The organism is Pseudomonas sp. Irchel s3b5 (assembly GCF_900187435.1).
Classification (GTDB): Bacteria; Pseudomonadota; Gammaproteobacteria; order Pseudomonadales; family Pseudomonadaceae; genus Aquipseudomonas.
The window spans coordinates 1-24466 of the sequence record NZ_FYDY01000002.1; the positions used below are offsets into that span (position 1 = coordinate 1).

Annotated in this window: 14 protein-coding genes and 2 riboswitches; of the genes, 6 read left to right on the forward strand and 8 right to left on the reverse strand. The window is 59.6% G+C overall.

Annotation, left to right across the window (positions count from 1 at the left end; genetic code table 11):
- Positions 1-408: 408 nt before the first annotated feature.
- From CKW15_RS02190 to cobW, 4 genes are all read right to left on the reverse strand, one after another.
- Positions 409-954, reverse strand: a complete 546-nt coding sequence (locus tag CKW15_RS02190; RefSeq protein WP_177408815.1) for a VWA domain-containing protein — start codon at positions 952-954, stop codon at positions 409-411.
- 119 nt (positions 955-1073) lie between these two features.
- Complete coding sequence (locus tag CKW15_RS02195; protein WP_095151649.1) at positions 1074-2078, reverse strand: ATP-binding protein; 1005 nt, start codon at positions 2076-2078, stop codon at positions 1074-1076.
- Positions 2079-2282: 204 nt separating this feature from the next.
- Entirely contained in the window at positions 2283-6125 is a 3843-nt protein-coding gene (gene cobN / locus CKW15_RS02200; RefSeq protein WP_095151473.1) for a cobaltochelatase subunit CobN, read from the reverse strand.
- A 3-nt stretch (positions 6126-6128) separates the two neighbouring features.
- The gene (gene cobW / locus CKW15_RS02205) at positions 6129-7196 is read right to left on the reverse strand and encodes a cobalamin biosynthesis protein CobW (RefSeq protein WP_095058576.1); all 1068 of its coding nucleotides are present in this window, start codon (positions 7194-7196) and stop codon (positions 6129-6131) included.
- Positions 7197-7295: 99 nt separating this feature from the next.
- A riboswitch (cobalamin riboswitch) is annotated at positions 7296-7508 on the reverse strand.
- A gap of 220 nt (positions 7509-7728) precedes the next feature.
- A riboswitch (cobalamin riboswitch) is annotated at positions 7729-7956 on the forward strand.
- A 118-nt stretch (positions 7957-8074) separates the two neighbouring features.
- On the opposite strand from cobW, the gene CKW15_RS02210 reads away from it, so the two are divergent.
- From CKW15_RS02210 to cobM, 4 genes are all read left to right on the forward strand, one after another.
- Complete coding sequence (locus CKW15_RS02210) at positions 8075-8266, forward strand: CbtB-domain containing protein (protein WP_095058565.1); 192 nt, start codon at positions 8075-8077, stop codon at positions 8264-8266.
- 11 nt (positions 8267-8277) lie between these two features.
- Complete coding sequence (locus CKW15_RS02215) at positions 8278-8991, forward strand: CbtA family protein (protein WP_095058564.1); 714 nt, start codon at positions 8278-8280, stop codon at positions 8989-8991.
- Positions 8988-9401: a cobalamin biosynthesis protein gene (locus CKW15_RS02220; protein WP_095058563.1), complete on the forward strand. Its 414-nt coding sequence runs from the start codon at positions 8988-8990 to the stop codon at positions 9399-9401. The genes CKW15_RS02215 and CKW15_RS02220 overlap by 4 nt, the downstream gene beginning before the upstream one ends.
- A gap of 83 nt (positions 9402-9484) precedes the next feature.
- The gene (gene cobM, locus CKW15_RS02225; RefSeq protein ID WP_095058562.1) at positions 9485-10231 is read left to right on the forward strand and encodes a precorrin-4 C(11)-methyltransferase; all 747 of its coding nucleotides are present in this window, start codon (positions 9485-9487) and stop codon (positions 10229-10231) included.
- A gap of 174 nt (positions 10232-10405) precedes the next feature.
- Here the strand turns inward: cobM and nfuA are convergent, their stop codons facing one another.
- Together nfuA and CKW15_RS02235 are read right to left on the reverse strand one after the other, a co-directional pair.
- Entirely contained in the window at positions 10406-10990 is a 585-nt protein-coding gene (gene nfuA / locus CKW15_RS02230; protein ID WP_003225494.1) for a Fe-S biogenesis protein NfuA, read from the reverse strand.
- A 197-nt stretch (positions 10991-11187) separates the two neighbouring features.
- A complete protein-coding gene (locus CKW15_RS02235; RefSeq protein ID WP_095151474.1) occupies positions 11188-13473 on the reverse strand; it encodes a fatty acid cis/trans isomerase in 2286 nt (761 codons plus the stop codon).
- Between the two features lie 156 nt (positions 13474-13629).
- On the opposite strand from CKW15_RS02235, the gene metH reads away from it, so the two are divergent.
- Positions 13630-17340 (forward strand): methionine synthase, encoded by a 3711-nt coding sequence (metH, locus tag CKW15_RS02240; protein WP_095151475.1) that lies wholly within the window; start codon positions 13630-13632, stop codon positions 17338-17340.
- Between the two features lie 67 nt (positions 17341-17407).
- On the opposite strand, the gene CKW15_RS28625 is transcribed toward metH, so the two are convergent.
- Both CKW15_RS28625 and CKW15_RS02245 read right to left on the reverse strand, forming a co-directional pair.
- A complete protein-coding gene (locus tag CKW15_RS28625; RefSeq protein WP_256583048.1) occupies positions 17408-18901 on the reverse strand; it encodes an NEL-type E3 ubiquitin ligase domain-containing protein in 1494 nt (497 codons plus the stop codon).
- The gene (locus CKW15_RS02245) at positions 18892-24072 is read right to left on the reverse strand and encodes a leucine-rich repeat domain-containing protein (RefSeq protein WP_256583049.1); all 5181 of its coding nucleotides are present in this window, start codon (positions 24070-24072) and stop codon (positions 18892-18894) included. The genes CKW15_RS28625 and CKW15_RS02245 overlap by 10 nt, the downstream gene beginning before the upstream one ends.
- A gap of 173 nt (positions 24073-24245) precedes the next feature.
- Between CKW15_RS02245 and CKW15_RS02250 the strand changes: the two genes are divergently transcribed.
- Positions 24246-24464 (forward strand): DUF2970 domain-containing protein, encoded by a 219-nt coding sequence (locus tag CKW15_RS02250; RefSeq protein WP_095058558.1) that lies wholly within the window; start codon positions 24246-24248, stop codon positions 24462-24464.
- The last annotated feature ends 2 nt before the right edge of the window (positions 24465-24466 follow it).

The following is a 24466-nucleotide window of genomic DNA, read 5'->3' on the forward strand; positions in this document are numbered from 1 at the left end:
CATCCAACATCGATGTTGACTGACAGACCGCCATCGCTGGCAAGCCAGCTCCTACAGTTTTTGCGTCGAACACAAATTATTCGCACGGCACTAAACCTGTAGGAGCAAGCTTGCTCGCGATGAGGCCGGTACATCCAACATCAATGTTGACTGACAGACCGCCATCGCTGGCAAGCCAGCTCCTACAGTTTTTGCGTCGAACACAAATTATTCGCACGGCACCCAACCTGTAGGAGCAAGCTTGCTCGCGATGAGGCCAGACCATCCAACATCGATGTTGACTGACAGACCGCCATCGCTGGCAAGCCAGCTCCTACAGGTTTTGCGTCGAACACAAATTATTCGCACGGCACTAAACCTGTAGGAGCAAGCTTGCTCGCGATGAGGCCAGTGCAGGCAACCTCCAACTCAGCCCTGAAGCAGCTCATCGATATGCCGGTATTCAGCCTGCAACTGCGCCGCCAACACCTTGCTGCGCCCCAGCCGAATTGGCCCACGCTCGATATCAATCAACAACCCCGGACACGCCAGCTCCGACAGAATCGGCCAGTCCTTCAATCGCCCATCCGTCACCAGCAACAACCGTTGCTGTTCCGCCGGAAAGCGCTTCTGCCGCGCTGCCAGCCAGTGCCCCGCCTCACCCAACGCGGCCAATAACGGCGTCCCGCCACCCGCACCCAACCCATCAAGCCAACCGCGCAAACTCGTCGATGCTTTCAAACCCTGCACCTGCCACTTTGGCGTGGCACCGCTGGCGGTCAGCAGTGCCAGGCGCGCACGTTGGCGATAGGCGTCATCGAGCAATTGCGCCAGCAAACCTTTGGCGTCACTCAATGCCTGATGGCGACGGGTCGAGGCCGAGGCGTCGACAATCACCAGCCACAGCTCATGGGGTGAACGGGTACGCAGATGGAACAACAGCTCATCGCGCTGACGTGGCCGGCCGTTGAGCAAAGTACCCGGCCAATTGACCGAGCCACTTAGAGCGGCGTGACGCTTGCCTTGTTTGCCATGGTCCAGCCGTCCGGCGCGAGGTCTGGCATTCGCCCCCGCGTCAGAACGAGGGCGAATGCCTAAGGCTTTTTTGGCCAGCTCGGCACTTCACGCCGGGGGCCGACCGGTAATGATTGAGCGGGCATTTCACCCCATTGGCCCTGCCCTTCGTTCGTGTTGGTGTCTGGCGCGGACGACTGTGGGGTATGAGCGTTTTGTGGTGCAGGCGCTGAATGCTCGCGACGACGATGGCGCAAGGCGAACTCGGCGACCGCATCGATATCGTCCTCGGTGATCGCGTCTGCTCCGCGCCAGGCCGTATGGGCGCGAGCGGCGCGCAGCCAAACCAGATCAGCGCGCAAGCCATCGACCCCCGCGGCAAAGCAGCGTTCGGTGATCTGTCCCAACGCGGCATCGTCGAGGGGAATATTCGCTAATGCGCTGCGTGCCGCTTGGCAACGTTCACGCAGCGTCGCTTGCTGGACTTCCCATGCGGCGCAGAAACCTTGGGGATCGCTGTCGAAATCCAGACGCCGCCGGATGATCTGCCCCCGCTCGGTCGGTGCGGTGTGACCGGCGAGCGCCACGTTCAATCCGAAGCGGTCGAGCAACTGCGGACGCAATTCGCCCTCTTCCGGATTCATGGTGCCGATCAGCACAAACTTCGCCGAATGCCGATGGGAGATGCCATCGCGCTCGATCAGGTTGGTGCCGCTGGCCGCCACATCGAGCAGCAGATCAACAAGGTGATCGGGCAACAGATTGACCTCGTCGACATAGAGCACGCCGCCGTCAGCCTTGGCCAGAACACCGGGAGAAAACTGTGCGCGACCTTCGCTCAACGCGGCGTCGAGGTCGAGCGTGCCCACCAGCCGTTCTTCGGTCGCGCCCAGGGGCAAGGTGACAAACTGACCGCTGGCCAGCAGGTCTGCGAGGCCACGGGCCAGGGTCGATTTGGCCATCCCACGCGGGCCTTCAATCAGCACGCCGCCGATTTTCGGGTCGATGGCGGTGAGGCACAGCGCGAGCTTCAAATCGTCGGCGCCGACCACGGCGGAGAGTGGGAAATGCGGGGTGTCGGTCATTTTCATTACTCGGTCATGGTCGGGGAGCGAAAAACAATCTCAAGAACACACTCAATGTCTGTGGCGAGGGAGCTTGCTCCCGCTCGGCTGCGCAGCAGTCGCAATACAGTCTTTTTGATGTGACTGCAAAAAACCGGGGCCGCTTCGCGTCCCAGCGCGAGCAAGCTCCCTCGCCACAGGGTTGCGTTTATCCGCGTCTATGCGTCAGCCATCTTCTTCTATATCCAGCAGCAGGTTTTCCAGTGCCTCACGGTAGTCGCCGGGCTCCTTCCACATCCCGCGTTGCTGCGCTTCGAGCATCCGCTCGGTCATGTCGCGCAAGGCATGAGGGTTGTGTTCGCGAACAAAATCACGGGTTGCCGGATCAAGCAGATACGCATCGGCCAACAACGCGTACTGGTGATCGTCGATCAATTGCGTGGTCGCATCGAAAGCGAACAGGTTATCGACCGTCGCCGCCATCTCAAACGCACCTTTGTAGCCGTGACGCCTGACGCCGTCGAGCCACTTCGGGTTCGCCGCCCGGGAACGGATCACCCGGTTCAGCTCTTCCTTCAAGGTGCGGATTTTCGGCAGGTCCGGTTGACTGTGATCGCCATGATAGCTGGCCGCCGCGGCGCCGCTAAGGCTTTCGACCGCCGCGAGCATGCCGCCCTGGAACTGGTAGTAATCGTTGGAATCGAGCAAATCGTGTTCGCGGTTGTCCTGGTTTTGCAGCACCGCTTGAACCTGGCCGAGCCGTTGGGCGAACTGATCGCGGGCGGCAGTGCCTTCGTCGGAACCGCCGTAAGCGTAGCCGCCCCAGTTCAAATAAACCTCGGCCAGATCCTCGCGGCTTTGCCACAGACGCCCGTCAATCGCGCCCTGCACGCCTGCGCCGTAGGCCCCCGGCTTGGCACCGAAAATACGCCAACCGGCCTGACGCCGCGCCGCTTCTTCGTCCAGCCCCGCGTGCAACAGCGATGCTCGTTCGGCGCGCACTTTGGCGGCCAACGGGTTGAGATCGTCCGGCTCGTCCAGTTCCGCGACCGCTTGCACAGCCGCGTCGAACAGGCGGATCAGGTTGGCGAAGGCGTCACGAAAAAAACCTGAAACCCGCAGCGTCACGTCGACCCGAGGACGGTCCAGCAGGCTCAGCGGCAGAATCTCGAAATCGTCGACCCGCTGGCTGCCGGTGGCCCACACCGGGCGCACGCCCATCAGCGCCATGGCCTGGGCGATGTCGTCGCCGCCGGTACGCATGGTCGCCGTGCCCCAGACCGACAAACCGAGCTGACGCAAATGATCGCCGTGATCTTGCAGATGACGTTCAAGAATCAGGTTGGCCGACTGGAAGCCGATGCGCCACGCGGTGGTGGTCGGCAGGTTGCGCACGTCCACCGAATAGAAATTGCGCCCGGTGGGCAGCACGTCCAGCCGACCGCGACTCGGTGCGCCGCTGGGGCCGGCCGGAACGAAGCGACCACCCAGGGCGTCGAGCAGGCCGCGCATTTCTGCGGGACCGCAGGCGTCCAGACGCGGGGCGATGACGTCACGCAAACCGTCGAGAATGGCTCGCACCTCGCTCCACGCCTCCCCTTGTAGGAGCGAGCCTGCTCGCGATGGTGTATCAGAGGAACTAGTGTCGACTGACACACCATCGCGAGCAGGCTCGCTCCCACAGGGGCTATTCAATGCGTCCGAAATCAACTGTGTGGCGAATAACTCCAGGCGTTCGCGGGTATCGCCCGCCGTGCGCCAGGTTTCTTCACAAACTGTTTTCAATTCAATCGGCCGCGGCCCGGTCCACGGCTCGGCCAAGGCACAATCAAGCGGATCGAACCCCAGTCCGAATGCCTTGGCCAGCGCCCGCAACAGACTCGATTGCGCGCCACGGCCATCGCCCCTTGGGATGCGCAGCAGCGCCAGCAACGTATCGATGCGCAATCGACCGGTCGGCGACTCGCCGAACACATGCAGTCCGTCGCGAATCTGCGATTCCTTCAAGTCACACAGATAGGTGTCCAGTCGCGGCAACCAGATGGCCGCATCGGCATCGCTGTCGAGTTTTTCATCCAACTGCAATTCACGGTCGATGTGGGTGTCGCGCACCAGTTGCAGAATGTCCCGTTGCAACTCACGGGCGCGTCGTGGGTCGAGCAGTTGCGCTTCGTAATATTCGTCGGCCAGCAACTCAAGATTGCGCAGCGGGCCATAGGTTTCGGCGCGGGTCAGTGGCGGCATCAGGTGATCGATGATCACCGCTTGGGTGCGACGTTTGGCCTGGGCACCCTCGCCCGGATCGTTGACGATAAAAGGATAGATGTTCGGCATCGGTCCGAGTAACGCATCCGGCCAGCAGTTTTCCGACAGTCCCACACCTTTGCCCGGCAGCCATTCGAGGTTGCCGTGCTTGCCGACATGGATCACGCCGTGAGCGCCGTAGGTATTGCGCAGCCAGAAGTAGAACGCCAGGTAAGCGTGGGGCGGCACCAGATCCGGGTCGTGATACACCGCGCTCGGATCGACTTGATAGCCCCGCGCCGGTTGAATGCCGACGAAGGTCAGGCCGAAACGTAGACCCGCGATCATCATCCGGCCATGGCGGCACATCGGGTCGGTATCGGGTGTACCCCAACGCTCCAGCACTGCCTGACGATTGGCCTGCGGCAGCGCGTTGAACATCTGCCAGTAATCATCCATCGCCAGGCTTTGCTGGCATGGGCGCTGGTCGAGGGTGTCCAGGTCGTTGCTGACGCCGCCAAGCAATTGCTGGATCAGCGCAGTGCCGCTGTCCGGCAGTTCGGACGGTAGCGGATAACCGTTGGTGTGCAGTGCGCGCAGGATGTTCAGCGCAGCGGCCGGGGTATCGAGCCCCACGCCGTTACCGATGCGACCGTCGCGAGTCGGGTAATTGGCCAGAATCAGCGCGATGCGTTTCTCACTGTTCGGCACCCGCGCCAGATCGATCCAGCGCCGCGCCAGTTCGGCGACGAAATCCATGCGCTCGGGTGCAGGCCGATAGCAGACCACATCCGATTGGCTGCGCTCGCTGCGCCACGCCAGATCCTTGAAGCTGATCGGCCGACTGATGATGCGCCCGTCCAGTTCCGGCAACGCAATGTGCATCGCCAGATCCCGCGGGCCAAGGCCTTGTTCGCTGGCGCGCCAGCCCGGTTCATTGTCCTGGGCGCAAATCGCCTGGATCACCGGGATATTGCGGCGAAACGGCCGCAGGTGCGGCGCTTCAGGGCTGGATTGGGCGAAACCGGTGGTGTTCAAAATCACCCCGGCCTCGACTTCATCCAGCCAGTCCTCGACCACCGAGAGGCAACCGGGCTCTTTCAAACTGGCCAGCGCAATCGGCAACGGGTTCAACCCCGCGGCCTGCAAGCGCTGGCAGAAAACATCGATGAAACCGGTGTTCGCCGCCTGTAAATGCGAGCGATAAAACAGCACCGCCGCCACCGGTTGATCAGGCTGCCAGTCGGCATGCCAATCGCTCAGAGTGGCCGGGCTTTTTTTCGGGTGATAGATCGCTGTGCGCGGCAGCGTCTGCGGTTCGGACCAAGGGTAATCGCGACCCAGCCAGCGACTGGCCAGGCAGCGAAACAGCTCCAGCGCATTGGCCATGCCGCCCTGGCGCAGGAAATGCCAGAGCCGGTCGCGGTCTTCAGGGGTCACGGTGCTCAGGTCACTGAGTTCCGGATCCGGCCGATCATCGCCCGGTACCAGAATCAACTGCACGCCGCGCTGCGACAGTTCAACCAAGCGCCCGATACCGTATCGCCAGTAGGCAATGCCGCCGTGCAATGAAATCAGAATCACCTTGGCGTGACGCAGCACTTCATCGACGTACAGATCCACCGAGGCATGATTTTGCACCTGCATCGGGTTGGCCAGGCGCACGCTTGGGTAGTCATCGGGCAACTGCTGCGCCGCTTCGGCGAGCAGCGCCAGGCTGGAGTCGCCGCTGCACAGGATCACCAGTTCGGCGGGGGTTTGTCCGAGGTCGGCAATGTTGTCTTCCGACACAAAACCGCCGGGCTGGGTCCTGAGCAGGTGCATGGGTTATACGCTGAGCGCGGCGCGCAATTGCGCTTCGAGAGTCGCAGCATCCAGCGCCTGACCGATCAGCACCAAGCGCGTGGTGCGAGCCTCGTCGGCGCCCCACTGGCGATCGAAGTGCTTGTCGAAACGCGTGCCCACGCCCTGGATCAGCAGGCGCATCGGTTTGTTCGGGATCGCAGCGAAACCTTTGACGCGCAAGATGCCGTGCTGAACCACCAGTTGGGTCAGCGCATCCATCAGCAGGCTTTCGTCCGCTTGCGGCAGTTCGATGGAGATCGAATCGAAGGCGTCGTGATCGTGGTCGTCATGATCATCGCCGTCGTGATGGTGATCGTGGTGGCTGTGACGGCTGTCGATGTGTTCTTCGGAACCGGCGCCGAGGCCGATCAGCACGTCCAGCGGCAAACGACCGCTGCTGGCTTCGATGATTTTCACTGCGGGCGGCAGCTCTTCGGCGACTTCCGCGCGCACGCGGGCCAGGTCTTGCGGGTTGATCAGGTCGGCTTTGTTGAGGATCACCAGGTCGGCGCTGGCCAATTGGTCTGCAAACAGTTCGTGCAGCGGCGATTCGTGGTCCAGGTTCGGATCGAGTTTGCGCTGGGCGTCGACCTGATCCGGGAACGCGGCGAACGTGCCAGCCGCGACGGCCGGGCTATCGACCACGGTGATCACCGCGTCGACGGTGCAGGCGCTGCGGATTTCCGGCCACTGGAAGGCTTGCACCAGCGGTTTTGGCAGGGCCAGGCCCGAGGTTTCGATGAGGATGTGATCAAGATCGCCGCGACGGGCGACCAGTTCGCGCATCACCGGGAAGAATTCTTCCTGGACGGTGCAGCACAGGCAGCCGTTGGCCAATTCGTAGACGCGGCCGTTGGCTTCTTCTTCGGTGCAACCGATGGAGCACTGTTTGAGGATTTCGCCGTCGATACCCAACTCGCCGAACTCGTTGACGATCACCGCGATGCGGCGACCCTGAGCGTTGTCGAGCATGTGCCGCAGCAAGGTGGTTTTGCCCGAGCCGAGGAAACCGGTGACGATGGTGACGGGAAGTTTGGCCAGTGTTTTCATCGGATGCCCTTTGGCTTTGGTGGCGGGCATACGGGACGAGAACCGGCCACGCGCACACGCGCCGGAAGCGTTCGCCACCGGATCACCCCGCCCGGTTGTAGTGAGAATCTGTATCGAGGCAGGTCTCCTGGCTGACGGTGTGCCGGCCTTGGGGCCAGGCATTCGCTGCGCCTTCCCGCGGGCTCAAGGTTGAGCCTGCAGTGGCGTGGCAGCGAACATCACCGTTCACAGTTGCGGGGGCAGCCGCGGCATTGACCGCGTTCCCTTCTTAGCTTCGACAAATGCCGAAGAACCTCGAATGCGCAAGGCTACGCATCGTATTGGGGCGGGTCAATGCTTGCGATCCCTGTGGCGAGGGGGCTTGCCCCCGTTCGGCGGCGAAGCCGTCGCAGATTCTGAGTAGAGGTGTGTCTGTAAAAATGTAAGGGGTCGCTTCGCAGCCCGACGGGGGCAAGCCCCCTCGCCACAGGGTTTTGTGCAAAGCCCAAACAAGAACCGCTGCCAATTGACGCCAACGCCTCGCCCATGCTCTCCTACACGCCTTGTTACGGGTGCCCTTCACAGGGTGAAACGGGAAACCGGTGAATCATGTGCTTTACTCTAAAGCCATGTCAGTCCGGTGCTGCCCCCGCAACGGTAAGCGAGCGAAGCGTCAGATCCACTGTGCCAATGTGGCATGGGAAGGTGATGCTTGCAGGTTCAGGCAAATGCCTTGCGCCCCTCGTGAGCCCGGAGACCGGCCCGCAACACAAAGTGACCAGTACGGCCACTGAACAACAAACCCGCGGTGGGCGGGCGCTGTTTGAACCCTGCGCGCCCGTTCGTGCGGGGTTTTGCATGCGCCCTTATTCCCCGCTGACAGACTAGAGGGAAATGCCATGTCGATCATCAGCAGTGCCGAACACACCAGCGCGAGCAGCACTTCAACCCTGACCCAACGTCTGACCGCAGCCATCTGCGCGTCGATCCTCGGTGCCTGCCTTGTGTATTTCGCCGGTTTCTCGCACATCGAAGCGGTCCACAATGCCGCGCACGATACCCGTCACAGCGCCGCGTTCCCGTGCCATTGAGACCTGCCGACATGATCAAGCGTATTGCCCAAACCGCAGGTTTCACCGGTCTGCTGGCGGCCCTGCTGCTGACCCTGCTGCAAAGCTTCTGGGTCTCACCGCTGATTCAGCAGGCCGAGACCTACGAAAAATCCGAACCGGTCGCTGTTGAAGTCCACGAACATGCGCACACCGAGGGCGCCGTCGCCGCGCACACTCACAATGCCGAAGCGTGGGAACCCGAAGACGGTTGGCAACGCGTGCTGTCGACCACCGGCGGCAATCTGGTGGTGGCTGTCGGTTTCGCCCTGATGCTGGCGGGCCTGTACACCTTGCGCGCACCGACCAAAACGTCACAGGGCCTGCTCTGGGGCCTGGCCGGTTATGCCACCTTCGTGCTTGCCCCGACGCTCGGCCTGCCGCCGGAACTGCCGGGTACAGCGGCGGCTGATCTGGCGCAACGGCAGATGTGGTGGATCGGCACTGCGGCTTCTACGGCTGTCGGTATCGCCCTCATCGTCTTCGGCCGTCACTGGCTGATGAAAGTCCTGGGTGTGGCGATTCTCGCCGTTCCCCATGTGATTGGCGCACCGCAACCGGAAGTGCATTCGATGCTTGCGCCAGAGGCGCTGGCAGCCCAGTTCAACATCGCTTCGCAGTTGACCAACGTTGCGTTCTGGCTGGCCCTGGGCCTGATCAGCGCCTGGTTGTTCCGCCGCAAAAGCGATGGTCAATACCACGCATGACTGAAAACAGCGCAGCGCCGACGTTTGTAGTCGGCCTGGGTTGCCAGCGCGGCTGCCCCGTCAGCACGTTGCTGGCGCTGCTCGACCAAGCGTTGGCGGCGCACCAGATTGCACGTCATCAAATCAAGGCGCTGGCCAGCATCGATTTGAAGCGCGACGAACCTGCGTTGATTGAGCTGGCACAGCAGCTTGGCCTGGAATTAAAGTATTTCAGCAGTGAACAGCTGGCCGCTTATGAACCGCAACTCAGTCATCAATCGCAAATTGCCTTTGAACGCACCGGTTGCTACGGGGTGGCGGAAAGCGCCGCGCTGGCTCTGGCTGAACAACTGGCCCAAGGCCCGGCAAAACTGCTGATCCCGCGACAAAAGTATGCCCAGGCAACCCTGGCATTGGCCGGCGCGGCCTGAAAACACCGATAATCCCCGCTCTCGATCATGAACATTCTTCATCTGAAGCCCTGTTCAGCCCCTTTTCCCCACAGGAACCGACGATGACCGTCTACTTTATTGGCGCTGGTCCCGGCGACCCCGAACTGATCACCGTCAAAGGCCAACGACTGATTCGCAGCTGCCCGGTGATCATCTACGCCGGTTCACTGGTGCCCGCTGCGGTGCTGGAAGGTCATTGTGCCGAACAGGTGGTCAACAGCGCCGAACTCCACTTGGAACAGATCATCGAGCTGATTAAAGCTGCCGATGCCAACGGTCAGGATGTGGCACGCGTGCACTCCGGCGATCCGAGCCTGTATGGCGCGATTGGCGAGCAGATTCGCTACTTGCGTGAGCTCGACATTCCTTTTGAAATCGTGCCCGGCGTCACCGCAACAGCCGCCTGCGCGGCACTCCTGGGCGCGGAGTTGACCCTGCCGGACGTGTCACAAAGCGTGATCCTGACCCGCTACGCCGACAAGACCGCCATGCCACCGGGCGAAGAGTTCTCCAGCCTGGCGCAGCATGGCGCGACCATGGCGATTCATTTGGGGGTTAATCATCTGACAAAGATCGTCGAGGAACTCGTGCCGCATTACGGCGCGGATTGCCCGATTGCGGTGGTGCACCGAGCGAGTTGGCCGGATCAGGATTGGGTGGTTGGGACGCTGGCAGATATTGTCGAGAAGGTCGAAGCGAAGGGGTTTCGGCGTACGGCGTTGATTCTGGTTGGACGGGTGTTGGGCAGTGATCACTTCAGCGAGTCATCGCTGTATCGTGCGGGGCATGCGCATCTCTACAGGCCCTGAAAGCACCTGTGGCGAGGGAGCTTGCTCCCGCTGGACCGCGAAGCGGTCCCAACATCAGTCAATACATTCATCACGGGAAAATGCACTGACTGTCTTGCGACTGCTTCGCAGTCGAGCGGGAGCAAGCTCCCTCGCCACAGCGCCGTTTTTTTTATGCCGCAGCGAACACCTTACTTAGTAGTAGGCGTTTTCTTTCTGCGTGTGGTCGGTCACGTCCCGAACACCTTTGAGCTCCGGGATACGCTCGAGCAAGGTGCGCTCGATGCCTTCCTTCAGCGTCACGTCGGCCTGGCCGCAGCCCTGGCAACCGCCGCCGAACTGCAGAACGGCGATGCCGTCCTCGACCACATCGATCAGGCTGACCTGACCGCCGTGGCTGGCCAGCCCCGGGTTGATCTCGGTTTGCAGGTAATAATTGATGCGCTCGTTGACCGGGCTGTCGGCGTTGACCATCGGGACTTTGGCGTTTGGCGCCTTGATGGTCAACTGGCCGCCCATGCGGTCGGTGGCGTAATCGACGACCGCGTCATCCAGGAAAGCTTCGCTGAACGAATCGATGTAGGCGGTGAAGCTTTTTAGCCCCAGCGCGGTGTCTTCGGGTTTTTCTTCGCCCGGCTTGCAATAGGCAATGCAGGTTTCGGCGTACTGGGTGCCGGGCTGGGTAATGAAGACGCGGATGCCGATGCCCGGGGTGTTCTGCTTGGAGAGCAGATCAGCCAGGTAATCGTGGGCGGCGTCAGTGATGGTAATAGCGGTCATGGAAACTCCTCGCAGGCTTGCGCGCAGTTTACGCCAATCAACGCGCCGGACAAAGTCCTAGTATTTTTGTCAGGAAAAGATCTTTTCATACCCTGTAGGAGCTGGCTTGCCGGCGAAGGCGTCAGGTCAGTTGACATTTATATTGAATGTCTTGCCCTCATCGCTGGCAAGCCAGCTCCTACGGGGATTGTGGTGGATCAAAGGTTCTCGTAGCGATTCATGTCCAGCACGCCCTCTTCCACCGGATCGGTCTCGTGGATATAGCGGCTGGAATCATGAAAATACTGCCAGAATTGCGGATGACTGCGACGAATGCCCCAACGTTCGACGATTTTCTCGAAACTGGCAGCGTCTTTTGCGCCTTCCATCGCGTCCACAAACTCAGGCACTTGATCGGCCGGAATGTTGAACATGAAGTTCGGATAGCTGCTGAGCACACCCGGGAAAATGGTCAAGGTATCGAGCCCCGGTTGATAGCGCCTCGATTCGCCCATCATGAACGCCACGTTGCTGTGCGCGCGGTTGCGCAACAGGCTGTAGACCACACGTTTACCGCTCGCCGTCTCGACGCGCAGCATTGTGGCTTCGGGCAACTGATCAATGACTTTCAACCCGGCTGCCGGGCGCGATGCCAAGCGGCTGAAGGCTTGCTCAGCGCCCTGCAATTCCGGATCGATGTTTGGTCGGGAGCAATAGGCCCCCTCGCAGCGGTTGATGGGATCGGGCTGCGCATTAAGGTCGCCATAACGGGCCAGCAATTGCCTGGCGAAATCGCGCTTGGGATCTGCCTCGTCAAGCTTCAGTGCGGTCGGCTTGTCGTTGTCGATGGACTCGTAGTCCATCCACAACTTCAGTTGGCCGCTGTTCTGATACCAGTCATTAAGGTAACCATCGCGAGAATCAGCAGGCATCAAACGCAGGAAGTTCTGCTCCGCACCGTTGCGGATCAGGTCGAAATACAGGCGCGTCTGGGCTTGATGGGAAACGTTGCCGAACACATCGAAATTAACGGCCAACTGGTAGTAGGTGCGCTCCAGAAGCGGATAGTCGAACAGCCACATCGTTTGCGGTACTTCGCCAATCAGGCCTTTGGTCACCGAGGCGCTGTCGAAATGACGGAAAATGCTCAGCAGCGCGTTGTCGTTGCCGGCCCACAGCGTCGACCAGCTCGGCGCTGGCTCATCGGCATAACTGTCGCGGCGCAAGGCCTCGTATTCGTTTCGCTTGTCGCGGTAGTCGTGCCACAGGCTCAGGACACTGCCGACGTCATCGTTCTGCCCCGGCATCGCCAGCAGTGGCGTAGCCTGGCCGCGGTAATTCGGATCGGTGACATACAGGTCGTGCTCCGGCGCCTGGAACAGCGCCCAGAAGTTGTCGCGGATCACGTCCGTGGCGATCTGGCCGCGGCACACCGGCCCGCGAATAAAGGTCCGAACGAAGTATTCGGCGTTATCGAGCATGAACTGATAACGCGCCTGGGCCGGGATCGCCTCAAATGTGGCAAACGGATTGGCCCGGCTCTGCGGCCCATAACCCGGTAAAGCGTTGACCTGCCAGCTGCCGTTGTAGAACAGGCTTTTAACCCGGGCCATTTGCGCCGCACTCAGCGGATAGCTGATGTGGGTCTTGTGCACGATCACGCCCTGCACCGGCCACAAACGGTAGTAAAACTCGGTACCCGGATCGTCGTTCGGGCGACGGGTGTTGATCAGGTCGATCGGCTGGCCGGTCGGTGTGCGCGAACGCACCCACTGGAAGAAATGCCCGGGCTCGCCATCCTTGAAATAGAGATGCGCAAGGAACCAGTGCTCGTACAGCCAGCGCCCCACCAGACTCTCCTTGGCGCCGGGCGAGTTCAGCAGTTTTTCCCACTGCACCACTTGCAACGCTTCTTTGGCGCTGGGGACCAGGCCCTGCTCATCGATGGGTGCACCGGAGGCCAGCCAGCGTTGCAGCGTCTGGTATTGCTGAAGGGTCAGGCCGGTCACCGCCAGTGGCATACCTTCTTTGGGATGTTTTTGGGCATAACCGTCAAATTCCGCCGGCATGGCGCACATGTTTTCCCGGTTCAGGCCCAGGACGATGTCTTGCGGCAGTTTGGCGTTGGGCTGCAAAGGGGTTCTGTGGCCCAGTTCAAGCATGCGCGCCATCAGTGCCGCCTGACTGCCCTGCGCGTCGAGCACCGAATAGAAGCCTTTTTGCTGCCAGGCGGTTTTTCCGGAGGCGTCCAGAAACAGCCGTGTCGGTGCCTGCGCTTTGCTGCGGTCGCCATCATAGACCGGGATTTTCGTCGCCCCGCGCGCCGCGCCTTCGCCACTGCCGAGATTGAGCTGGCAGGCCGCATCATTGCAGGCGTGGCAGGCCACGCACTTTTCGGTGAAGATCGGTTGGATGTCGCGACTGTAGGAAATCGCCGATCCCTGCGCCGCAGCGCCCCAGCTTGAAAACAACAGCACAGCGCTGATGACGAAGCGATACGACATGTCCCTGATCCCGATCCTTTAAAAAACGCCGCGATTCTACAGCGCTGGCGTCCCCCTCAACATGAGCGATATTCATGCTAAACCCGGTCATGCTCTAAAAGCGCACAAGTTTGTTATGATCCCGGCCCTTCGTAATGGTCTTTCCGAGTAGTCCAAATGTCCGATCGCAGTGTTCGCCTTCAAGCTCTCAAGCACGCCCTCAAAGAGCGCATCCTGATTCTCGATGGCGGCATGGGCACGATGATCCAGAGCTACAAGCTCGAGGAACAGGATTACCGTGGCAAACGCTTCGCCGACTGGCCAAGCGATGTCAAAGGCAACAACGACCTGTTGGTGCTGACGCGCCCGGACGTGATTGGCGGCATCGAAAAAGCCTACCTGGATGCCGGTGCGGACATTCTGGAAACCAACACCTTCAACGCCACCCAGATTTCCCTGGCCGACTACGGCATGCAGGGCCTGGCGTATGAGTTGAACGTAGAAGGCGCACGCCTGGCCCGCAAAGTGGCCGACGCCAAGACCCTCGAAACCCCGGATAAACCACGCTTCGTCGCCGGCGTGCTTGGCCCGACCAGCCGTACCTGCTCGCTGTCCCCGGACGTGAACAACCCCGGCTTCCGCAACGTGACCTTCGATGAGCTGGTGGAAAACTACACCGAGTCCACCAAAGGCCTGATCGAGGGCGGCGCCGACCTGATCCTGATCGAAACCATCTTCGATACCCTGAACGCCAAGGCAGCGATCTTCGCCGTGCAAGGCGTGTTCGAAGAATTGGGCATCGAGTTGCCGATCATGATTTCCGGCACCATCACCGATGCCTCGGGCCGCACGCTGTCGGGCCAGACCACCGAAGCGTTCTGGAACTCCGTGGCCCACGCCAAGCCGATCTCGGTCGGCCTGAACTGCGCCCTCGGCGCCAGCGAACTGCGCCCGTACCTCGAAGAACTGTCGAACAAGGCCAACACCCACGTTTCCGCGCACCCCAACGCCGGCCTGCCGAACGAGTTCGGTGAGTACGACGAACTGCCGTCGCAAACCGCCAAGGTCATCGAAGAGTTCGCCCAAAGCGGCTTCCTGAACATCGTCGGCGGATGCTGCGGCACCACGCCGGGCCACATCGAAGCCATCGCCAACGCCGTGGCCGGTTACGCACCGCGCCAGATTCCGGACATCCCGAAGGCTTGCCGCCTCTCGGGCCTGGAGCCGTTCACGATCGATCGCAACTCGCTGTTCGTCAACGTCGGCGAGCGGACCAACATCACCGGTTCCGCCAAGTTCGCCCGTCTGATTCGCGAAGACAACTACACCGAAGCCCTGGAAGTCGCCCTGCAACAGGTCGAGGCCGGTGCCCAAGTGATCGACATCAACATGGACGAAGGGATGCTCGATTCGAAGAAGGCCATGGTGACCTTCCTCAATCTGATCGCCGGTGAACCGGACATCTCCCGCGTACCGATCATGATCGACTCCTCCAAGTGGGAAGTGATTGAAGCCGGCCTCAAGTGCATCCAGGGCAAGGGCATCGTCAACTCGATCAGCATGAAAGAAGGCGTCGAGCAGTTCATTCACCACGCCAAACTGTGCAAGCGCTACGGCGCCGCCGTGGTGGTGATGGCCTTCGACGAAGCCGGCCAGGCCGACACCGAAGCGCGCAAGAAAGAAATCTGCAAACGTTCCTACGACATTCTGGTCAACGACGTGGGCTTCCCGCCGGAAGACATCATCTTCGACCCGAACATCTTCGCCGTCGCCACCGGCATCGAAGAACACAACAACTACGCCGTCGACTTCATTAACGCCTGCGCTTACATCCGCGACGAGCTGCCGTATGCGCTGACCTCGGGTGGCGTGTCCAACGTGTCGTTCTCGTTCCGTGGCAACAACCCGGTGCGTGAAGCGATCCACTCGGTGTTCCTGCTGTACGCAATCCGCTCAGGGCTGACCATGGGCATCGTCAACGCCGGTCAGCTGGAGATCTACGACCAGATCCCGGTGGAACTGCGCGACGCCGTGGAAGACGTGATCCTCAACCGCACGCCGGAAGGCACCGACGCCCTCCTCGCCATCGCCGACAAGTACAAGGGCGACGGTAGCGTCAAGGAAGCCGAGACCGAAGAGTGGCGCAGCTGGGACGTCAACAAGCGCCTGGAACATGCGCTGGTCAAGGGCATCACCACGCACATCGTCGAGGACACCGAAGAATCCCGTCAGTCGTTCGCCCGTCCGATCGAAGTGATCGAAGGCCCGCTGATGTCCGGCATGAACATCGTCGGCGACCTGTTCGGCGCCGGTAAAATGTTCCTGCCCCAGGTGGTGAAATCCGCCCGCGTAATGAAACAGGCCGTGGCGCACCTGATCCCGTTCATCGAACTGGAAAAAGGCGACAAGCCGGAAGCCAAGGGCAAGATTCTCATGGCCACGGTGAAAGGCGACGTGCACGACATCGGCAAGAACATCGTCGGCGTGGTGCTCGGTTGCAACGGCTACGACATCGTCGACCTCGGCGTGATGGTCCCGGCAGAAAAGATCCTGCAAGTGGCCAAAGAGCAGAAGTGCGACATCATCGGCCTGTCCGGCCTGATCACTCCGTCGCTGGATGAAATGGTGCATGTGGCCCGCGAGATGCAGCGCCAGGACTTCCACCTGCCGTTGATGATCGGTGGCGCGACCACCTCCAAAGCGCACACAGCGGTGAAGATCGAACCCAAGTACAGCAATGACGCGGTGATCTACGTCACCGACGCCTCACGCGCCGTGGGTGTCGCGACCCAGTTGCTGTCCAAGGAACTCAAGGCCGGTTTCGTCGAGAAAACCCGCCTGGAATACATCGACGTCCGCGAGCGCACCGCCAACCGCAGCGCCCGCACCGAACGCCTGAGCTACGGCGCGGCCATCGCCAAGAAGCCGCAGTTCGATTGGGCCAGCTACACGCCGGTCAAACCGACCTTTACCGGTACCCGAGTGCTGGACAACATCGACCTCAACGTTCTGGCCGAGTACATCGACTGGACGCCGTTCTTCATCTCCTGGGACCTGGCCGGTAAATTCCCGCGCATCCTCGAAGACGAAGTCGTCGGTGAAGCCGCAACTTCACTCTATAAAGACGCTCGGGAGATGCTGACCAAACTGATCGACGAGAAACTGATCAGCGCCCGTGCGGTGTTCGGTTTCTGGCCGGCCAATCAGGTACACGACGACGACATCGAGCTGTACGGCGACGACGGCAAGCCAATGGCCAAGCTTCATCACTTGCGCCAACAGATCATCAAGACCGACGGCAAGCCAAACTTCTCCCTGGCCGACTTTGTCGCACCGAAGGACAGCGAAGTGACCGACTACGTCGGTGGGTTCATCACCACCGCCGGCATCGGCGCCGAAGAAGTGGCCAAGGCCTACCAGGACGCTGGCGACGATTACAACTCGATCATGGTCAAGGCCCTGGCCGACCGCTTGGCCGAGGCGTGCGCCGAGTGGCTGCACCAGCAGGTGCGTAAAGAACATTGGGGCTACGCGAAAGACGAAACGCTCGATAACGAGGCGCTGATCAAAGAGCAGTACACCGGTATCCGCCCTGCTCCAGGTTACCCGGCGTGCCCGGATCACACCGAAAAAGCCCAACTGTTCGCCCTGCTCGATCCTGAAGCCCAGGAAATGCGCGCCGGCCGCAGCGGTGTGTTCCTCACCGAGCACTACGCGATGTTCCCGGCAGCGGCGGTCAGCGGTTGGTATTTCGCTCACCCGCAGGCGCAATACTTCGCCGTGGGCAAGGTCGACAAGGATCAGGTGCAGAGCTACACATCGCGTAAAGGTCAGGAATTGAGCGTGACCGAGCGTTGGCTGGCGCCGAACCTCGGTTACGACAACTGAGACAGTCGATAAAACAACTTTGCAGCGTCGGGCAACCCGGCGCTGCAAAGGTTATCGACAGTAGCAATCAGCTGTGTGAAGGACCCGGCTGCGGCGCTATCACACTGGGATGTTCAATCGCTTCGGTCTCCTGCCGAGACAGGTCGATCATCCTCAAGCTGCGCGCGAACTGACGTTCGTTATACCGATGCTGAGCCTCCTCCAGGTTGAAGTCACCCTCCTCCGGCTCCTCCACCTCATCGAATTCCCTTAACGCCTCCGGATACTTTTCCTTTAGATAGTCCTCCCAATAGTCACGCTGGATAAGGTCCTGAAAAAACAGGTCGGATCGTTCGGCATCCATGACTTCACGACGAACGTCAGCCAGGTCTTTTGGAGTAACACCCGAGGCATAGGTCATGTGGCCGGGTTGTCCCGGCAGCTCCAGGCCGTCACTCCAGCCACTTGTCAGGCCGATTCGGTAGCCCAGACGGACTTGTGCCTGATCGAAGTGGGTTTTCTTGGCGATTTCTATCGCCTTCAGATCGATCCTGTCCAAGCGGAACATCTGCCTGGACAGTTTCAGTAATGCCCGGCCCTTTGCCGCCAGCCCGGCAGGAAGATCGAGCAACGCGTTATGCAGGAATACTTTGCTTTCCAGGACACTGAAACTGAGAATCCGGCCGTCGACACAAGTACCGTGGGTGGCGGCATTGGCGAACAGCGTCGTGCGAAGCTCGGTGTTGCTTTCGGCAGCTTCCATGACGGCCCACACCCTTCGGGTCAAATCGGCATTCGCCACTCTGAATTCACGAGTATCCGGCAAGACTGCAAGCAGGTGGAAGAAAGCGGCATTGTCCGGCTCCGCCAGCAGTCGATTCCAGGTCTCGGTTCTCGTTGCCATCTCCTCTTTCGAGGCATTCGCCAGCCATGGCGACAGTTGTTCGACATCGGGCTGCGAGTCGGCAAGGTCTTCGTCGGACTGCATGCTTTCAGTTTCACTGGCACCGTCATTGGAAATGACCTCGAGCATCTCATCGAGTTCAGCGCGTGAGAAACCCAACGCTGTAGCGTGCGAACCCGTCTCACAGTAATCCCTGAGTTCCTCCAGGCTCTCACGCGACAAATTGTAGTTGTCGCTCAAGTCTGTGCCGGATATCAGCACCTCATGGGTACCGTCCAGGGCGGCCGAAGGAATGGTCGTGATGTCATTGCCACTCAGATTCAGCACTCTGAGGCGATCGCTATCGAGCACTCCTTCCGGCCACTCGCTCAGTTGATTGTTTCGTATATCCAGCGTCTCCAACCGCGCAAGCGTGCCAGCATTGAAATGGCCCAGATTGTTGTAGCCCAGATTCAACCATTGCAGGTTTTCCAGGCGATTGAGCGAAGCGTACAAAACCTCGGGGTCATCGAATTGATTGTCTGAAAGATCAAGCCGTTCAAGACGCGCCATACTCTTGATCGCTTCGGGCATCGCCTCGAGATCATTGCCAGCGAGCGCCAATGCCTTGAGTTCGACAAAGGCCTTCAGAAACCCGTCGGAGCCTTGTGCAGAGAGTCTTGCACCGGTCAAATCCAACGTTGTACATGGGCGAACACCGCAGGCAATTCAGGAAGATCGCCCAGTTGTAAGCCATCGAGACTCAACGCAGGGTTTACAACACCCCTATCGCCGATCAGTCCTTCGCTCCAACAATCAAGGATTCGTAGCGAAGCCAGCCTGCGATTGGCCGACGAAATCTTCCAGCGCCGGCCATTGATCTCCCGCGTAAACAGCCAGCCATTCAATTGTCGTGTCAGCGTTTCGAACGACTGCTCCCATTCGCCTATCTGGTCGCTGATCTGCGCGTCAGTGGCCGCACTTGCACGCGCCTGCTCGACCCATTGCAAGGCCTCATCTTGCGCAAGTGCCGGTTTTATCCGCTGCAGGCGCTTGGCAAGGTTCGCGACGCCTTCACCGACAGGTATTTGCGGCAGGGGCAACAGATCCAGTGCGATGGTGAGCCCGCTTTCTGTCGGTGGAAAAACGGGAGGAAAACCTGGAAGCGCATCCCTTTGAGCGAAGCGTTCCAGCGTGCCGAGCGGCAATCCCCTGGCATTCTCGAATCGCTGGCGGGCTGAGTTCAGGGCTGTCCTGGCTTGCGCATCCAGCGGCGCGTTCGCCAGATTGGTTTTGAGCAACATGTCATCGGACAAGCCCGCGCTGGGCAGTGAAGATATTTTGCTGCTGCGCACATCAAGCCAAGTCAATTCCGGCAGATCCTGAACCCCAATCGGCCAGTCGAGCAGCCCCGTACTCTCAAGGCTCAGGGCTTTGAGCTGCGTCATCGCGGACACGTCCAACGCGTCCAGCGGGTTGTTGCGCAAGTTCAGATATTCAAGCGTTTGAAGGCCATCAAAACGTTGTTGCACGGCTGTGTCTACCGCGATCTGGTTACTGGAGAGGTCCAGATTCGTCAGTTTTGCAAAGTCACCCGGTACGATAGGCAGGTCCGTCAATTGGTTAGCACTGAGGTCGAGTTTTTCAACCTCGCTAAACGCTCGAACAAAATGGCGGACTTGCTCCACAGGCGCTTTCATCCCTCTCAAATCCAGCGTTTTTACATGCGGGAACACACCCTGCGGCAGATCTGGAAGCTCGCTCAGCCCCATATTTGACAAATCGAGCCTCGAAGCATCGGCCATTGCGCCATAGCGTTTAAATGTGCCATTGCGCCAGCAGGCCCTGATGGACATGTCAGCCATGCTTCGTCCCACCGCCTCATGGGTTGGCATGGGTGCTGCGTCGTTAGACAGACGATGGGACCAGCGCTTGAGACTTCGGTCGAGAACGCTGTACTCCTCGCTTAACGCCTCCACTGCCTGAAACCTTGCCTGTTCTCCCAGCCATTGTGCGGCGAACTGATTGAACAAACCCTCGACCGGCTCATTCATCCCCTGCGCCAGGCGTCTGACTTGCGCCTTGCAATATCCCCTGACCATTTCCTCGACATCGACAAGGTGATCCGGGTGGTTCTTGACATACTCGTAAGCCGGCTTGAAGTGTTCGCGAGGGATTTTCGACCAGTCCAGCGACAATCCCGACCACAGTTTTTCATGCCCCTCATAGATGGCGTCGGGAAGCGCTCGAATTGAGGTCTCTCGGAGATTCAGGCGCTCAAGGTTTGGCAGCTCAAGTATCCCGGCAGGCCATTCCACTAACAAGGGAGCCCCGAGATGAAGCTGGCGCAGATGACGCAAACGACTGAAGTCCCATGCCTCTGGCCCCCAAATTGGCGCACTGACACTCAACGCCTCCAGTCGGGTCAGTGCGTTCAACCTCGACGGCATGTCCGCTGCAAAAGGCGACGCCGAGTACAGACTCAAGCTTTTGAGATTTTCCAGTCTGACAAGCGCCTCGGGCACATTGGTGAACTCATAGCCGGTCGCGGTTATTCTCAGGTTTGTCAAACCAGGAAAGCTTTGCAAAAGCGCATTGGCATTGCTGTCATTGATGCATTGCCCGCGAATTTGTAGATGACGCACATGGGAAAAATCTGCCGACAGCGCAGGAAGCGGATCATCACAGGTCAGATCGAGGGCACTGTTCATGAACTGTGAGTCGGCCAGTGGCGAGTTGCGCCAGGATTGTTTGATGGCTCGCGCGACATAGGACCTTCCTCCGAGCATTGATTGCAGGGCAGTGTCCGGCGACGCTACGCCAGCCCATTGGTCGAGTGTCGACTCCAGCAACTCCCATTCACGCAAACGCGCCTGCAGCAGACCATAAATCTGCGGGTCGGTTTTTCCTGCCCGCAGTTGCTCCAGGATAAATCCATTGGCCTGGGCGTCAGTGAGCGCTGGATAGATAACCTGGACCCGCGAAACCAGTGAAGGATTCACGCCTTGCCCACGTCCGCTGGCGTAGTAGCCCATGACACGCTCCTTCACACGCACGGGCGGCTTGAACCTGCGAGGGTTGCCCTTTCGCTGTTCCAGCCGTTGTGCCAACTCCGCGCGGTGCTCACTGGCGCAATCGGTCATTGCCTTTTGCAAATCACCGCTTTGCCACGTATGCGGGACGCCTAAAGCCTGCCGAGCCTCATCGGGCAAGGCGTGCATGATCGAGGCGAAGAAGTTGTTGCCGTCCCGCGGCACGCTGTTGAGTGCCTCACCCCGCTCGTCAAAAGCCTGGAAGCCCGGGCCGTTTTTCACCAGATATTTACGGGTTACAGCTGTTTCCCCGCCGATGCCATCGATCAGTGGACCGTCGACGTGGCCCTCGCGGATTTCCAGTCGTACGTCATTGGACCAGCCCGGTAATTTTTCCAGCGAATGCAATGCCAGCGACTGACTGTCCGCAGTGATTATTTCCCCGAGATTCAGATCGACAAAGGCGCGGCTCACCCGTCCTTGCTGCGCATACCAGCGCGCCTCCTCCAACATTCTCAGTGGCACTCGTCGGGTGGTTTGAAACCGCGTGAGCTCTTCGGCATCGGCGTCCATCAACACCCGCTTTGCAGCGGACTCACCGAGCCCCGGACAAACACGGCGCAGCATCGCGACAGGGCCTTGCTCCAAACCGATCACCTGCGGATCGGGATCGGACAAGCTCAATGCATCCATCAAATCGGGAGGTGGAGGAAGATGGTCCATGTGCATCTTGCGCAGGGCATCGTCGCCGATGCCATTGGCCTGCGCGATCTTGAGCAACTGCTTGTCGGCAAAGCATTCTGTCGTGTGGCCAATGCGCCGCAACAGTGTCAGACGATCCCACTCAAGCGGGCGCTCCAGCGTATGACGCCAGGCGCCGTGGCCGTTGTGCTCGAGTATCGGTTGCCAGAGGCTGGTGTCGGCCGGATGTTTGATACGCCACTTTTTCAGCGATGGATCAAACCTCGTTTCATAAACCTTGCCCGCCTGCCGAATGTAGCTTTTACCGTTGAGCGAATACTGCCCCAATGCATCCGGACCCGCGTTGCCATCGAGCACAATCTGTTGCTCATAGGCACTCAAGTCTGGTTTCCATAGACGTTTTTTGCCATCGCCCCCCTGAATTTGCTCCAGCCCCTCGACCACAGGCTCCGGCGCCACGGCAGTCAGTCTGGCCAGTCCTTTACCGGCACCGGCCATGACGGCAATCAATGCGAGGTTTTCCGCGACATCGATCAGATGCGCCTTGGCGGCGGTGCGGTCCCCTTCACTCCACTCGATCACACCTTCAAACGCCTCATACAGGAGTTGGTCGACCATCACCATCATCATGACCTCACCGAGTACGGGCACGAACATTGAGACGAGGTTCAATCCCAGCATGCCGATTTCCAGCAAGTGGTTGAGTCTTTCTGCCCGCACTCTGGCATCGACGTCATCGGTGGGGACAGCCTGACTACGGGCGTCGGCGATAACCCTATCGCGGTGCTGTTCGAAGAGGTAAGTCCAGAAGTCCGTATTCAGAGACCACAAACCGTCACCTTTGCGCACCCGGCATGAAGGGTCGAGATAGGGATTTTCAACCCTCACTCGCTTGACCTGACGCTCGGGAGGAAGCTCGTTCATATACAAGAAGGGCGAGAGCGGTGGAAGATTGCGAAGAATCGTAAACCCGGTGGAATGCACGAAATCGGTGGGAGAATCTGCAGCCACTTTGGTGAACTGGCTGACGTAATACGGTCGATCGGAATACGCTACGAACTGGCTGAAAAATCGCTGATATTTTGTCGGGCCATCGTCTTTGGGCGGTTGTGCATCCCGGGCAGTGAACCGTCGTTCGAGTTCTGCTTTCATCTGCTTCAACGGGTAACGCTTGAGCGGGTGCACAGGATCGTCAGGAATATAAATAATGACGTCGGTGCCGTAGCGGTACTTTTCAGAGATAAGGAACACTGCGCAGCCAATCATCCTGCGCTTCATCAGGGCTAAATCACAAAACCATACCTGCTTGCCGCCCAGTCGAAGGTCCATCTCGCCGTCGACGAGCGAACGGATCATCTCGTAATCATTTGGTTCGATGTCCACCCTCAATAACGCCACCGCGGCCGCGGACAAAAGTGCTGCCTTCTGACTGGCAATAAACTGCTGGCGGAGCGTCGCTTCCTTATCGGCATCCGAAGGATGGAAGAACGCCTTTACATAGACCTGATATTGCGCGCCGATATCCAACGTGCGACACAGGGACAGGAACTGCCTGATCGTGATGTTGAGATCGACCACTTGAAAGGTGTCCGGGGTTGTTGTTTCTACGATAAAACTCGACTCCTCGTGAAAAGCCCCGTGCTCGCACTCCGACGCCTCGAAGTTATGGAGCGCCGCCTGCAGCAAAGAGAGCTTCAACACGTCGAATGTTGCGACATCTATTTCAAGTACGCTGATTTCGAGCGGCCGCTTCAGGCATACCAGCGTTTTGTTGACATCGACCTCAACTGCGAACTGCTCCTTCAGCGCTTTCACCAACAGCCGGGCAGCGAATATTTCAACGTCAAGCAGTGCCGACATGGTTTTATCCAGACGGGTTTGTGCCTTGAAGCGGGCAGCGAAGCTTTCCTGCAGAATTTGTTTTTGTTCAACCGACGCCTCCTGATACCAGTGCGGCAGGTGAGCGGGGGCTGCTTTCAGCTCTGCCCGCCTTGCGGGTGTCGCATTGATCAGCCAGTCGGGAGACGTTTGCTCAAGAAACGCAGCGTGAATGCTGCTTTTTCCGGCTGCCAACGTTTTATGCAACGGTGTTTTTTGATTCGTCTCGGTCGACGAAGTCGGGGGGGACGTGGACATGGGCTCGCTCCTGATAAATGGAGCATCAGGACACCAGTTCAGGACTGTTTCCCTGCGGTACATAGTTATCGCGATGGCAACAACTGATGTCGACAGTTTCAATTGCAGGCGAACCAAGGCGCGAACCGCCGGATTGACTATGCTTGGGTGAGCTATTTTCAGGCGAGGAATTTATGGACGATCCGGCCGACAACAAGCCGCCGACCTTCTGGCAAATGCTGCACAGCGTCGTGGCGGCGGCGTTCGGGGTACAAAGCGGGAAAAACCGTGCCCGGGATTTCACCCACGGCAAACCCAGTCATTTTGTGGTGTTGGGCATCGTGTTCACGGCGGTGTTCGCGTTGACGCTGTTCGGCATCGTGAAGCTGGTGCTGCACCTGGCAGGTGTCTGATC